Raw genomic sequence first — 13,990 nt, 5'->3', positions numbered from 1 at the left:
CGGCGATCTCGAAGATCGGCGCCTCTTCGTCCTTGTTGACGGCGACGATGGTCTTCGAGGTCTGCATGCCGGCGCGGTGCTGGATCGCCCCGGAGATGCCCAGCGCGATGTAGAGCTGCGGCGACACCGTCTTGCCGGTCTGGCCGACCTGGAACTGGCCCGGGTAGTAGCCGGAGTCGACCGCGGCGCGCGACGCGCCGACGGCGCCGCCCAGCGAGTCGGCGAGCTCCTCGACCACGTGGAAGTTGTCGGCGCTGCCCACGCCGCGGCCACCGGAGACCACGATGGTGGCCTCGGTCAGCTCCGGGCGGTCACCGGCGACCGCCGGCTCGCGGGCGGTGATCTTGGTGGCGTTCTCGGCGGGTGCGGGCACCTCCACGGTGACCTGTTCGCCCGCGCCGGCCTGCGGCTCGGCGTCGATGGCGCCGCCGCGCACCGTGATGACCGGGGTGTCGCCGTTGGCCTGCGACTCCACGGTGAAGGCGCCACCGAAGATGGAGTGCACCGCCTTATTGCCCTCCTGGACGCCGACCACGTCGACCAGCAGGCCGGACCCGATCCGGGCCGCGAGCCGGCCCGCGATCTCCTTGCCGTCGGCGTTGGCCGACAGCAGCACGGCGGCGGGGGCGTTCGACTCGGCCAGCGAGGCGAGCACGTCGACCACCGGGGTGATCAGGTAGTTCTCGGCGTCGTCGGATTCGGCGACGTAGATCTTGGCGGCGCCCGCCTCCTTCAGCCCGTCGACCAGCGGCGCGGCCGTTCCCGGCTTGCCGACCACGACGGCGGCCGGCTCGCCCAGCGCGCGGGCGGCGGTGATCAGTTCGGAGGTGACCTTCTTCAGTGCGCCTTCGGCGTGCTCAACGAGCACCAAAACTTCTGCCATGGTTTCTTCGCTCTTCTCGTCTGTGGGTTCTGTGCTCGTCTAGATGATCTTCTGGCCGACCAGGTACTGGGAGATCTGGTTGCCGCCCTCACCTTCGTCGGTGACCTTCTCACCCGCGGTCTTCGGCGGCTTCGGCGTCGACGACAGCACGGTCGACCCGGCGTTCTCCTGCCCGACCTCGTCGCTTTCGACGCCGATCTCCGAAAGGGTCAGCACCGTGACCTCTTTCTTCTTGGCGGCCATGATGCCCTTGAAGGACGGGAAGCGCGGCTCGTTGATCTTCTCGGTCACACTGACCACCGCGGGCAGCGACGCCTCGAGCGTGAACACGCCCTCGTCGGTCTCGCGCTCGCCGGTGACCTTGCCGCCCTCGATCGACAGCTTCCGCAGGTGCGTCAGCTGGGGCAGGCCCAGGTACTCGGCGATGATCGCCGGCACCGCGCCGCCCGAGCCGTCGGTGGACTCGTTGCCGGCGATGACGAGCTCGGTGCCCTCGATGGTGCCCAGCGCGCGCGCCAGCGCCCATGCGGTCTGCACCACGCAGGAGCCCTTCATGCCGTCGTCCTTGAGGTGCACGGCCTTGTCGGCCCCCATCGACAGCGCCTTGCGGATCGCCTCGGTGGCGCGTTCGGGGCCGGCGGTCAGCACGGTCACCGAACCCTCGCCGCCCTCCCGCTCGCGGATCTGCAGGGCCTCTTCGACGGCGCGCTCGTTGATCTCGTCCAGCACCGCGTCGGCGGCCTCGCGGTCCAGCGTGTAATCGCCGTCGTTCAGCTTGCGCTCCGACCAGGTGTCTGGGACCTGCTTGATCAGGACCACGATGTTCGTCATGAGTGTGGTTCGTCCTCCTATTGAAGGAGTCCCGCGGCGGTCGACCACGAGACTTTCAGTAGCGTTTAGCAGCGCACGGTCGTGTTACTACCGGGTAACTTTGTGCAGCCTGCCTTCACACCATAGCGGGTCGTACTGCAGGTTCTTGCGGCGTGCCTACCCTGCGTGAGCGGGGGCGCCCCGTTCCCGGTTCGCGAATCCGACACTTCGCGTTAGCCTGCCTATGCGATGAGCGCAACCATCCCCGACGCACCCCGGCGCGGCCCCGGCGATCCGTTGCCGGCGGCTGACCCCGTCCTGACGTTGACGGGCGAGCGCACCATCCCGGATCTTGACGTCGAGAACTATTGGTTCCGCCGCCACCAGGTGGTTTACCAGCGGCTGGCCGGACGCTGCGCGGGCCGCGAGGTGCTCGAGGCCGGCTGCGGCGAGGGCTATGGCGCCGACCTGATCGCCGGTGTCGCCCGTCGGGTGGTCGCCGTCGATTACGACGAGGCCGCGGTGGCCCACGTGCGCGCCCGTTACCCGCGCGTGGAGGTGATGCGGGCGAACCTGGCCGAGCTGCCGCTGCCCGACGCGTCGGTCGATATTGTGGTCAACTTCCAAGTCATCGAGCACCTGTGGGATCAAGCACAATTCGTCGCCGAGTGCGCGCGGGTGCTGCGCCGCGGCGGGTTGTTGATGATGTCCACCCCGAACCGGATCACCTTCTCGCCCGGCCGCGACACCCCGATCAACCCGTTCCACACCCGCGAGCTGAACGCCGACGAGCTGACCGCGCTGCTGGTCGACGGGGGCTTTCGCGAGGTGTCGGTCAGCGGGTTGTTTCACGGGCCGCGGCTGCGGGAGATGGACGCCCGCCACGGCGGCTCCATCATCGACGCGCAGATCGCGTTGGCGCTGGCCAGCGACGAGGGGGTACCGTGGCCTCCCGAGCTGGCCGCCGACGTCGCCGCGGTGACGTGCGACGACTTCGAGATCGTCGCGAGCGACCGGCGTGACATCGACGACAGCCTGGATCTGATCGCGATTGCGGTGGCGCCGTGAGCAATCCGCATGACCGGGTGCCCGGCATGTTCACCCTGGTGCTGCACACCCACCTGCCATGGCTGGCCCATCACGGCCGGTGGCCGGTCGGCGAGGAGTGGCTCTACCAGTCCTGGGCCGCGGCCTATCTGCCGCTGATGCGGGTGCTGGCCACGCTGGCCGACGAGGACCGCCGTGGCCTGATCACCCTGGGCGTCACCCCGGTGGTGAACGCGCAGCTGGATGACCCGTACTGCCTCGACGGCATGCAGCACTGGCTGGCCAACTGGCGGCTGCGCGCGGCCGAGGCCGCCAGCGTGCGCACGGCTCCCCGGTCGAAGTCGGCCGGCTACCCGTCGTGCACACCGGAAGCGTTGCGCGCCTTGGGAATTCGAGAGTGCGCCGAGGCGGACGCGGCGCTGGAGGACTTCGCCACCCGATGGCGGCACGGCGGTAGCCCGCTGCTGCGCAGCCTGATCGACGCCGGCACGGTCGAGTTGCTCGGCGGCCCGCTGGCCCACCCGTTCCAGCCGCTGCTCGCGCCGCGGCTGCGCGAGTTCGCCCTGCGGGAGGGCCTCGCCGACCCGCAGCAGCGCCTGGCCCATCGCCCCAGCGGAATCTGGGCGCCCGAATGTGCCTACGCCCCGGGCATGGAACACGACTACGCCGCCGCGGGCGTCACCCACTTCATGGTCGACGGGCCCTCGCTGCACGGCGACACCGCGCTGGGCCGACCGGTCGGCGACACCGACGTGGTGGCGTTCGGGCGCGACCTGCAGGTCAGCTATCGGGTGTGGTCGCCCAAGTCCGGCTACCCCGGGCACGCCGCCTACCGCGACTTCCACACCTACGACCACCTCACCGGGCTGAAGCCGGCGCGGGTGACCGGCCGCAACGTCCCGTCGGAGGGCAAGGCGCCCTACGACCCCGAGCGGGCCGACCATGCGGTCGACGTCCATGTCGCCGACTTCGTCGATGTGGTCCGCAACCGGCTGACGAGCGAATCCGAGCGGATCGGACGGCCGGCCCACGTGGTCGCCGCCTTCGACACCGAATTGTTCGGGCACTGGTGGTACGAAGGCCCGACCTGGTTGCAGCGGGTGCTGCGCGCCGTGCCCGCCGCGGGCGTGCGGGTCGGAACGTTGAACGACGCCATCGCCGGCGGATTCGTCGGGCGCGCAGTCGCATTGCCGCCCAGTTCCTGGGGGTCGGGCAAGGACTGGCAGGTGTGGGCCGGCGACAAGGTGGCCGATCTGGTCCAGCTGAACAACGAAGTGGTCGACACGGCCCTGAGCACCGTCGACAAGGCGCTGGGGCAGCGCTCGTCGCTGGACGGCCCGCTGCCCCGCGACCACGTCGCCGACCAGATCCTGCGCGAGACCCTGCTCACCGTCTCCAGCGACTGGCCGTTCATGGTCAGCAAGGACTCGGCCGCCGACTACGCGCGCTACCGCGCGCACCTGCACGCGCACGCCACCCGCGAGATCGCCGGGACCCTGGCGTCCGGCCGGCGGGACGCCGCGCAGCGGCTGGCCGAGGGATGGAACCGCGCCGACGGGCTGTTCGGCGCGCTCGACGCGCGCAGGCTGCCCCGATGAGGTGCCCGGCCGCGTGAAGATCCTGATGGTGTCGTGGGAGTACCCGCCGGTGGTCATCGGCGGCCTCGGGCGGCACGTGCATCACCTGTCGACCGCGCTCGCCGCGGCCGGTCACGAGGTCGTCGTGCTGTCCCGCCACCCCTCGGGCACCGATCCCAGCACGCACCCGTCGTCGGACGAGGTCCTCGACGGTGTCCGGGTGATCGCGGCGGCGCAAGACCCGCACGAGTTCTCCTTCGCCACCGACATGATGGCGTGGACGCTGGCGATGGGCCACGCGATGATCCGCGATGGCTTGTCGCTGAAGAAGCGCGGCAGCAACCGGCCCTGGCGCCCCGACGTGGTGCACGCCCATGACTGGCTGGTGGCCCATCCCGCGATCGCGCTCGCCCAGTTCTACGACGTGCCAATGGTTTCCACCATTCACGCCACCGAAGCCGGACGGCATTCCGGCTGGGTGTCCGGCGCCATCAGCCGTCAGGTGCATTCGGTGGAGTCCTGGCTGGTGCGCGAATCCGATTCGCTGATCACGTGTTCGGCGTCGATGGCCGACGAGATCACCGAACTTTTCGGCCCCGGCCTGGCCGGAATCACGGTCATCCGCAACGGCATCGACGCGGCGCGCTGGCCGTTCGCCGAGCGGCGGCCGCGGACCGGGCCGGCCGAGCTGCTCTACCTCGGGCGGCTGGAGTACGAGAAGGGCGTACACGACGTCATCGCGGCCCTGCCGCGGATCCGGCGCAGCCATCCCGGCACCACGCTGACCATCGCCGGGGAGGGCACCCAGCAGGACTGGCTCGTCGAGCAGGCCCGAAAACATCGGGTGCTCAAGGCCACTCGCTTCGTCGGACACCTCGACCATGCCGACCTGCTTGCGGTGCTGCACCGGGCCGACGCCGCGGTGCTGCCCAGCCACTACGAGCCGTTCGGGATCGTCGCGCTGGAGGCCGCCGCGGCCGGCACACCGCTGGTGACGTCGAACATCGGCGGCCTGGGCGAGGCGGTGATCAACGGGCAGACCGGGGTGTCCTGCGCGCCCCGGGACATCGCCGGGCTCGCCGCGGCCGTGGGCGCCGTGCTCGACGACCCGGCGGCCGCGCAGCGCCGCGCCCGCGCCGCCCGCGAACGGCTCACGTCCGCGTTCGACTGGAAGACCGTGGCCGGCGAGACCGCGCAGGTGTACCTGGCGGCCAAGCGCGGCGAGCGCCAGCCCCAGCCGCGCATGCCCATCGTCGAGCACGCCCTGCCCAACCGCTAGCCTGCATAGATGGGGCTGGAATTTTCGAGCGTGGTCGACGCGCCCATCGCCGACGTGTTCGCGTGGCACGCCAGGCCCGGCGCGTTCGCCCGGCTCTCGCCGCCGTGGCAACCGATGCGGCTGGTCACCGAGGCCGCCTCGCTCAAGGACGGGCGGGCGACGCTGGCCCTGCCCGGCGGGCTGCGCTGGGTGGCCGTCCACCAGGCCGACGGCTACGACCCACCGCGGCGCTTCGTCGACGAAATCGGCAGCGGCGGCCTGACCTCGCTTCCGGCGCGAATCGCGATGCGGTGGAGGCATGTTCACGATTTCGAGGACCTCGGCGATGGCCGCACCAGGGTGATCGACCGGGTCGACACCCCCGCGCCGGCGTCGCTGCTGCGGCCCATGTTCGTCTACCGGCACCGTCAACTCGCCGATGACCTGGCCGCGCACCGGCTGGCCGCCGCGAGCGGTTTGGCGCCCCTGACCGTCGCCGTCACCGGGGCTTCGGGACTGGTGGGTTCGGCGCTGACGGCGTTTCTGAGCACCGGCGGTCACCGCGTCATCCGGTTGGTGCGCCGCGCGCCGCGCGGCGAGGACGAGCGGCAGTGGGACCCCGAGGATCCCGATCCGGGAGCCTTCGCCGGCGTGGACGCGGTCATTCATCTGGCGGGCGCCTCGATCGCCGGCCGGTTCACCGAGAAACACCGAAAGGCCGTCCGCGACAGCAGGATCGGGCCAACACGGCGGCTGGCCGAAGCGCTGGGCCGCGCCCCGGGCCGCCCGGCGGTGCTCGTCTCGGCGTCGGCGATCGGATACTACGGATCCGACCGGGGCGATGACATCCTCACCGAGGACAGCGACCGCGGCGATGGCTTCCTCGCCGACGTGGTCGACGACTGGGAGGCGGCAACGACACCCGCCGAGCAGGCCGGGGTGCGGGTGGTGCGGGTGCGCACCGGCATCGTGCAGTCGCCGCTCGGCGGCACCTTGAAGCTGATGCGCCCATTGTTCGGCGCCGGCCTGGGTGGCCGGCTCGGCGACGGCCGGCAGTGGCTGTCCTGGATCGGGATCGACGACCTGATCGACATCTACCACCGCGCCCTCTGGGACGGTGAACTGTCGGGCCCGGTGAACGCCGTTGCGCCGCAACCGGTTCGCAACAGCGAGTACACCCGCGCGCTGGCCGGTGTGCTGCACCGCCCCGCGGTGCTGCCCGTCCCGTCGCTGGGGCCCCGGCTCCTGCTCGGCGAGCAGGGCGCGCGTGAATTGGCGTGCGCAAGCCAGCGGGTGGTGCCCGCGAAGCTCACCGAGGCCGGCCACCGATTTCGCCAGCCCGATCTCGATCAGGCGCTGCGCCACCTGCTCGGGCACGCTGAGAAATAGACCTCCACCATTTTTGCCTGATCAGGCCCCATACCGGGCCGGAGATGGTTCAATTTCTTAATGATTTTCGGTGCGCTGGTCCGTCGGACCGGCGCGGCCATCATAGGCATCATCGCGGTGGCCGTGCTGGTGCTCGCGCCGCGTCAGGCCCGGGCCGAATCGACCGAAGCGGACAGCACGACCGACGTGGAATGTCGCGGCGCGACCCGACCGGTACCGACGACATGGTATTTCCCGAGCACGCCCCCGCTGGGACTGGTGTGGCTGCAACACGGCTTCGTCGAGGGCAGGAGCCTGTGGTCGGCCTTCGCCACCGAGGTCGCCGACAGCGGTTACCTCGTGCTGGCCACCACACTGTCCACCGTCAATCCCCTCGGCTGCACGGTGGAACACCTGATCGACAACACCGCCTTTCTGGGCAACATCGCCGATGTCTTTGCCCACAAAGACGATCCGCACGGGGCGTTGGCGACGTCCCTCGCGACGGCCGCGGCTGCGGCCGGCCGCCCCGTGCCGCCGCTGCCCGAGAAAATGGTCTTCGTGGGGCATTCGGCGGGGGCCGAGGCCGTCGAATACGTCGCCGAGCGCCTGCACACCACCTACCCGGCGGCGTTCACCCAATTGCGCGGCATCGTCAGCGAAGACGGCGTCAAGTCGTTCATCGGGTCCAACACCGACGACGCGCTGGCGGGCCTGGCGGGCACCACCCTGCCCGTATACGCCACGGCGTCACCGCACCTGCTGTGCAACTTCTTTCAGCGCGGCACCAAGGCCATCGAACGGTACCTGGCGGACCGGCCCTTTCACGGCGTCAAGATCACGACCGGCGCCCATGGCGACGCGCTGGGCCCGTCGTCGCCGGGCTACGAAAACCTCGTGTGCGGCCGCCCCAAGCCGGACAACATCGCGGCGGTCTGGGGCCTGACGCGGGGCTGGATCGCGGACATGATCGCGGGAACGACCACGCCCGACTTCTACCCGGGCGGAGGCTATTACACCGAACTCGAGACGGCCGGCACCATCACCACGCTGCCGTGACTAGTCCGCGGCTCTGCCGTGCCGGCTGCGCCGATAGGCCCGGGCGCGTAGGTCGGCGAGCCACCGCGGATGCAGGCTCAGGCCCGGCGCGGTGTTGACGACGGGATCGAACGACACGTCATGCGCTCGTTCGGGGTCGACGATACCGGTGAGCGTGAGCCGGCCCAACGGCGCGAAATCGCCACTGCCGCAAGCCTGGTCGAGCGACACCTCGATTTCGCCGTGTTCGAGCCGCTTTCGCACGCTCTCCAGCGAGAGGCCAAGTCCGTCGATGCGGCTCACGATCCGGGCCCGCAGCCACCAGTTGTCGCCCTGGTAGTGCAGCGGCATCAGGGTGGTCAGCGTCTGAGAGCTCCACGAGATGGCCGGCCGCAGCGCCAGCGCCCGGGACAGCACCCCGGAACCCGAGGAGACGACGAGGACGTCCCAGGGCCCCGCGCCCTGGAGCGGCGTTACCCGGAAGGCCAGGCCGATGAAGTCGGGCAACGCCCCCGGGGTGCCGCTGGCCTTCGACAACCGCGCGACGATTCCCGACGAGGCGATCGGCAGCCCCTCGCTTGCGGGCGCCAGGCGTTCGATGAAGCCGTCCGCCAACACGCCGACCGGATGGAACAGCCGCTTGCCGCGGAGGGCGGAGCCCCATTGGAAGGGCAACGCGACCAGATCGGAAACACTCACCGGCGGCGGGTTCCCGTTTCCGGACGGCGGAAACCCGCCGGCGTTGCTCACCCGCTCATGCGGATGTCAGCGTCGTCTCGTCGTGGTCGGCCCCGCCCGTCGCCCGGGCGACCGCACGGCCGATCGGTGGGACGCGGGTCGCTCGGACGTAGACGGTGTCGCCCTCGCGCAGCGCCAGCGCTTCGGCGTCACCGCGGGTGATCTGGGCGGTGAACGGCCCGCCGCTGGCGGAACTGGTCAACTCGACCCGCACCTCGAAGCCCAATGTGACCACCCGGTCGACGGTCGCGGCCACCACGCCGACGGATGCCGCGCTGCCGTCACCGCCGGCGATCGCCATCTGGGGGTTGCGACCCACCCGGATGTCGTGCGGGCGAACGAGGGCGCCGTTGAGCTCGGACACCGCACCGAGAAACGACATCACGAAGGGGTTGGCCGGGGAGTCATAAACGTCGCTGGGCGACCCGACCTGCTCGATGCGCCCATTGTTGAGCACGGCGATCCGATCCGCCACGTCCAGCGCCTCCGTCTGATCATGGGTGACCAGGACGGTGGTGACGTGCACCTCGTCATGCAGGCGCCGCAGCCAGGCGCGAAGATCCTCGCGCACCTTGGCGTCCAGCGCGCCGAACGGCTCGTCGAGCAACAGCACCTGCGGGTCCACCGCCAGGGCCCGGGCCAGCGCCATGCGCTGACGCTGGCCGCCGGACAGCTGATTCGGGTAGCGGCCCTGAAATCCCGTGAGCCCCACCACCTCCAGCAGGTGGTCGACCTTCGCCTTGATGTCGGCTTTCGGCCGTTTGCGGATCTTCAGACCGTACGCGACGTTGTCGCGGACGGTCATGTGCTTGAACGCGGCGTAGTGCTGGAATACGAAGCCGATGCCGCGCCGCTGCGGCGGCACGTTCGTCACGTCGCGATCCCCGATCGTGATCGTCCCGCTGTCCGGCTGGTCGAGGCCCGCGATCGTGCGCAGCAGCGTCGACTTACCCGAGCCGCTAGGACCCAGCAACGCCGTCAGCGAGCCGGTGGGTACGACGAAGTCCACGTGGTCCAGGGCGACGAAGTCGCCATAGCGTTTGTAAGCATCGCGCACCGTGATCGCATGCGAGTCGGGATTGCTGCTCTGAGTCATGTCCGAGTCTCCTTGTCAAACCTCGATTTTCGCGCGCGCTCGGCGAATCTGCAGAACTACCTTGACAATCAGGAATGTGATCGCCACGCCCATCATCAACGTCGACAGGGCGTAGGCGCCGTACTCCGCCCCCCGGTTGTAGCGGTCGTTGACCAGCAGCGTGAGGGTCTGCGACTCCCCCGGGAGATTGGACGACACCATGATCACCCCGCCGAATTCCCCGAGGGTCCGGGCGGTGGTGAGCACGATGCCATATACCAGCCCCCATCGAATCGACGGCAACGTGATCCGCCAAAACGTCTGCCTCCAGTGGGAACCGAGGGTGGCGGCCGCCTGCTCCTGCTCGATACCCACCTCTTGGAGTACCGGCTGAACCTCGCGCACCACGAACGGCAGCGTGACGAAGATACTGGCCAGCACGATGCCGGGGGTGCTGAAAATGATCGTGATGCCGAGATCCTTTTCGACGAAGCCCAACAACCCGGCCGAACCCCACAACACGATCAGGGCGACGCCCACGATGATCGGCGAGACCGCGAACGGGAGATCGACGACCGTCTGCAACACGCCCCGGCCGCGAAATCGGCCGCGGGCCAACAAGAGTGCGACCAGCACCCCGAAGATGACATTCAGCGGAACGACGACGGCCACCACGAGCAGCGACAGCTGCAACGCCGAGATCGCCGCCGGCGTGGTTATCCAGTCGTAGAACTGGCCGACGCCGGGTCGAAACGTCCGCCACAGAATGATCGCCACCGGAGCGATCAGCATCACGCCGAGGTAGATCAGCACCGCGAACCGCGTCAGGTAACGGCCCCAGCTCACCGGCGTCACGGGGCTTTCTCCTCACGGCGGGCCCTGCGGCCACCGACGATGCGCAACAGGAACAGCACGGCGAACGAAATCGACAGCAACACGATCGATATCGCGGCGGCGCCGGTCCGGTCGTCATTCTCGATCAGGGCGCGGATCCATTGCGAGGACACCTCCGTCTTGCCGGGCACCTGTCCACCGATCGTCATCACCGAGCCGAATTCGCCGATGCAGCGCGAAAACGCCAGGCCCGCACCGGATAGCAGCGCCGGAAGCAGCGACGGCAAGACGATCGACGTGAACACCTTCGGGCCGGTGGCACCCAATGACGCGGCCGCCTCCTCGACTTCGCGGTCGATCTCCAGCAACACCGGCTGAATCGCGCGCACGACCATGGGCAGTGTCACGAAGATCAACGCCACCGTGACGCCCGGCGGAGTGTGCTGCAGATGGAGACCGATCGGGCTGTTCTTGCCGTAGAGGGCGAGCATCACCAGGCTGGTGACGATGGTGGGCAACGCGAACGGCAGGTCGATGATGGCATCGAGCACGCCCTTGCCGATGAAGTCGTCGCGCACCAGCACCCAGGCGGTCGCCAGGCCGCACACCAGGTTGATGATCGTGACGACCACGGAGACCATCAGCGTCACCCTGAACGACTCCAGCGCGGCGTGCGAGGTGATGGCCAGCCAGAAGGCCTCCCAGCCCCCACCCACGGCCTGCCAGGCGATCGCGGCCAACGGCAGCAGCACGATCAGCGAGAGCCACAGGCCCGCTATCCCGACTCCGAGCGGCATTCCGCCCGATGGGCCGGGAGGGCGGGCCGGCGGCCGGTGGGGCGGCCGAATGCCGGGCGGGGCGAGTTCGGGCCGGATCGCCTCCGGGTCCGGGATGACGGCGGCCGTCATCCCGTGGCCTTCAGGTAAACCTTGGTGATGCTGCCGGTGCTCTTGTCGAACAGCTGCCGATCGACGTTGGCCCAGCCGCCGAGGTCGGTGATCGTCCACAACTTCATCGGCACGGGATACAAACCGCGGAACTTGTCCGCCACGGCCGGCTCGACCGGCCGAAAGCCGGCCTCGGCCCATATCCGTTGCGCCGCCGCCGTGTACTGGAAGTTCGCGAAGGCGATCGCGGCGTCGAGGTGTTGACTCGTCGCGATGACGGCCAGCGGGTTCTCGATCTTGAACGTCTGCGACGGGGTGATGTGTTCGACCGGCTTGCCTTGCCGCTCAACGGCGATCGCCTCGTTCTCGTAACTGATCAGCACGTCGCCACTGCCTTCCACGAAGACATCGGTGGCCAGCCGCCCCGAACTGGGCCGCAGCTTGACGTGTTCGTGAACCAGCTTGCTGATGAATTCGATGCCGGCTGCGGTATCCGTCCCACCGCCGCTCTTGGCCGCGTACGGGGCAACCAGGTTCCATTTGGCCGAACCCGAGCTCAGCGGGCTGGGCGTGACCACCTCGATGCCGGGCCGCAGCAAGTCGTCCCAATCCCGAATGTTCTTCGGATTCCCCTTGCGCACAACCAAAGTCACCACAGATCCGAACGGAATGCCTTTCCTGGCGTCTTTGTCCCAATCCGCGGAAACCTTGCCCGCCCTGACCAATCGGGTGATGTCAGGCTCGACCGAGAAGTTCACGACGTCGGCCGGTTTGCCTTCCACCACGCCGCGAGACTGGTCGGCCGAGGCGGCGTACGACGCGACCACCTGCACGCCCCTGCCCTCGGCCGAGCCGTTGAACGCGGAAATGATCTTGCTCCAACCGGGTTCGGGGACCGAGTAGGCGACCAGGGTGATCTTGGTGTTCGCGCTCGTCGGTCCGCCGCCGCCCACGGCATCGCTGGCACCCCCGCCACATGCGGTGACGAGCCCGATCAAACCGGCGAGGGCGGCGAGTCGCCGCCCGCGCCGGGCGCTGCTGGTGCTGCTGAACATTGATGGCCTTCCGGGGCGGAGCGTGATCCATGCGTCCCGTAGCTGCGGATGGGCGTCTCGACCGTCACCGGGGTGAAGTGATCCGGTCCGCGCGCGGGAGGGTCAGCAACGACAACAGCGCACGACCACCGAGCAAACATCCCGTGCGACGCGCATGGCCCGAAGCGTAACAATGCGCGGGTGGCTTCGCGGGTCGACAGGGGCGCCGCGTGGCGGACGCGACCGCCATTAAGCCAGGCGACGTTTCGGGTGGCCGACGGCCCGTTTACCGACGCGTAACACCCACCCGGCGGCCGGACGGTTCAAAACGTGGACCCCGCCGGGCGTGCCTTCCAGCAACGCCAGCCCGCCGCAGCGTGCGCGCGCAGCTCGGCGTGAACCCGAATTCGCAGGCAACACGATAAAGCCACAGCGTGAGGACGCCCCGGTGACCGCCGGACTCGCCGGGCGGGCCGGCCGAGCGCGCGGAGACTCGACCGGCTGGCGGACGCGGGCGACGCCGCTCGGCGCGGACGCGGCGACGGCCGGGCCCCGATGGTTGCGGCGTCGTCCCTTGGGCGAGGACGTAAAAAAGTCACGATGATGGAAATGGACTTCAGACGTGCCGGCCGATCATGCGCGTTCCTCCCGACGGCTTGTGGCGGCTGGTTCTGCGCGCGCCCCACCACCCCTCACATCCGTCCGAGGGATTCGCGGACACGTTATTGGGCCGTGGTTACCCGCGGGAGGCACCGCCAAACCGCCCGGGTCCAGGCGAAACGATCATGGCTCGGCGCTGCCCAGATCCCCTTGAAATCGGCGCATCGCGTCGATCAGCGCGCCGAGCACGCGATGCGCCGCGGCCAAATCGGTGTCGGGCAGCTCCTCGAGGGCAACATGGGTGTGTTCGCCGAGGGGACTGAAGAACGACCGGGCGGTGGCCAGACCGGATTCGCCGTGTCGCAAGACCACCTTTCGGCGGTCATCGGGGTGGGAATCCCGACGAATGTGGCCGGAATCGATCAGCCGATCCACCAGGTAGGTGATGGCCGAACCGGACAGGCCCATCCGCTGGCTGAGGTCACCGGAGGTCATCGGACGTCCCGCGAGCTCCGCCACCGTGACGTACATCAGCGCGCGAAAGTCATTGGGCCGCAACCGGTGTGATGCCGCGAACTGCCGTCCGATCTGGTCTGATTCGGTTGATATCTCCCGCAGATCGGCGGTGATCAGCGACTCCAGCGCGTCGCGTCGGCGGCGCTGCTCATCAGCGTCCATAACGGTGTGCAGCATATCCCCGAACGCGGGGAAATTTCAGTTGGTTAATGGTTAATTACCTGAAACGCCTCCCCGGCGAGCGCCCTAGGACTGGCGCAGCGCCATGAACTTCAGTAAGTTAATGTTTAAGTAACTGAAGGTGATGGGCGACCCGAGCGTGACC

General features: G+C 69.0%; 13 protein-coding genes. 5 read left to right on the top strand and 8 right to left on the bottom strand.

Annotated features, from left to right (window positions below):
* A partial coding sequence (locus A5702_RS24880) for an electron transfer flavoprotein subunit alpha/FixB family protein (protein WP_068224650.1) occupies positions 1-883 on the bottom strand: 883 nt, incomplete at its 3' end.
* A 39-nt stretch (positions 884-922) separates the two neighbouring features.
* Positions 923-1,714, bottom strand: a complete 792-nt coding sequence (locus A5702_RS24875; RefSeq protein ID WP_067819204.1) for an electron transfer flavoprotein subunit beta/FixA family protein — start codon at positions 1,712-1,714, stop codon at positions 923-925.
* A 228-nt stretch (positions 1,715-1,942) separates the two neighbouring features.
* On the opposite strand from A5702_RS24875, the gene A5702_RS24870 reads away from it, so the two are divergent.
* The 5 genes from A5702_RS24870 to A5702_RS24850 are packed head-to-tail and all read left to right on the top strand — an operon-like array spanning position 1,943 to position 8,002.
* Positions 1,943-2,761: a bifunctional 2-polyprenyl-6-hydroxyphenol methylase/3-demethylubiquinol 3-O-methyltransferase UbiG gene (locus A5702_RS24870; RefSeq protein ID WP_055404312.1), complete on the top strand. Its 819-nt coding sequence runs from the start codon at positions 1,943-1,945 to the stop codon at positions 2,759-2,761.
* A gap of 26 nt (positions 2,762-2,787) precedes the next feature.
* Positions 2,788-4,338, top strand: a complete 1,551-nt coding sequence (locus A5702_RS24865) for a glycoside hydrolase family 57 protein (RefSeq protein ID WP_156669746.1) — start codon at positions 2,788-2,790, stop codon at positions 4,336-4,338.
* 13 nt (positions 4,339-4,351) lie between these two features.
* Positions 4,352-5,596 (top strand): glycosyltransferase family 4 protein, encoded by a 1,245-nt coding sequence (locus A5702_RS24860; protein ID WP_068224647.1) that lies wholly within the window; start codon positions 4,352-4,354, stop codon positions 5,594-5,596.
* 9 nt (positions 5,597-5,605) lie between these two features.
* Complete coding sequence (locus tag A5702_RS24855) at positions 5,606-6,964, top strand: TIGR01777 family oxidoreductase (protein ID WP_068224631.1); 1,359 nt, start codon at positions 5,606-5,608, stop codon at positions 6,962-6,964.
* Positions 6,965-7,024: 60 nt separating this feature from the next.
* Positions 7,025-8,002, top strand: a complete 978-nt coding sequence (locus tag A5702_RS24850) for a hypothetical protein (protein ID WP_068224627.1) — start codon at positions 7,025-7,027, stop codon at positions 8,000-8,002.
* Here the strand turns inward: A5702_RS24850 and A5702_RS24845 are convergent, their stop codons facing one another.
* From A5702_RS24845 to A5702_RS24820, 6 genes are all read right to left on the bottom strand, one after another.
* Positions 8,003-8,680: a phosphodiesterase gene (locus tag A5702_RS24845; RefSeq protein ID WP_068224643.1), complete on the bottom strand. Its 678-nt coding sequence runs from the start codon at positions 8,678-8,680 to the stop codon at positions 8,003-8,005.
* A 55-nt stretch (positions 8,681-8,735) separates the two neighbouring features.
* The gene (locus A5702_RS24840; RefSeq protein ID WP_068224624.1) at positions 8,736-9,815 is read right to left on the bottom strand and encodes a sulfate/molybdate ABC transporter ATP-binding protein; all 1,080 of its coding nucleotides are present in this window, start codon (positions 9,813-9,815) and stop codon (positions 8,736-8,738) included.
* Positions 9,816-9,830: 15 nt separating this feature from the next.
* Positions 9,831-10,649, bottom strand: a complete 819-nt coding sequence (cysW, locus tag A5702_RS24835) for a sulfate ABC transporter permease subunit CysW (RefSeq protein WP_055404320.1) — start codon at positions 10,647-10,649, stop codon at positions 9,831-9,833.
* Positions 10,646-11,536 carry a sulfate ABC transporter permease subunit CysT gene (gene cysT / locus A5702_RS24830; protein WP_068224622.1) on the bottom strand — a complete coding sequence of 297 codons (891 nt, stop codon included), beginning with the start codon at positions 11,534-11,536 and terminating at the stop codon, positions 10,646-10,648. Before cysT ends, cysW begins: the two co-directional genes overlap by 4 nt.
* The gene (locus A5702_RS24825) at positions 11,533-12,570 is read right to left on the bottom strand and encodes a sulfate ABC transporter substrate-binding protein (RefSeq protein WP_055404324.1); all 1,038 of its coding nucleotides are present in this window, start codon (positions 12,568-12,570) and stop codon (positions 11,533-11,535) included. The genes cysT and A5702_RS24825 overlap by 4 nt, the downstream gene beginning before the upstream one ends.
* 762 nt (positions 12,571-13,332) lie before the next feature.
* A complete protein-coding gene (locus A5702_RS24820; RefSeq protein ID WP_055404327.1) occupies positions 13,333-13,842 on the bottom strand; it encodes a MarR family winged helix-turn-helix transcriptional regulator in 510 nt (169 codons plus the stop codon).
* Positions 13,843-13,990: the final 148 nt, after the last annotated feature.

Origin of the sequence: Mycobacterium sp. E3339, from assembly GCF_001666915.1 — a bacterium.
Taxonomy (GTDB): Bacteria; Actinomycetota; Actinomycetes; order Mycobacteriales; family Mycobacteriaceae; genus Mycobacterium.
The sequence above is the reverse complement of the archived record's forward strand: the minus strand, read 5'-3'. Positions and strand labels throughout refer to the sequence as shown.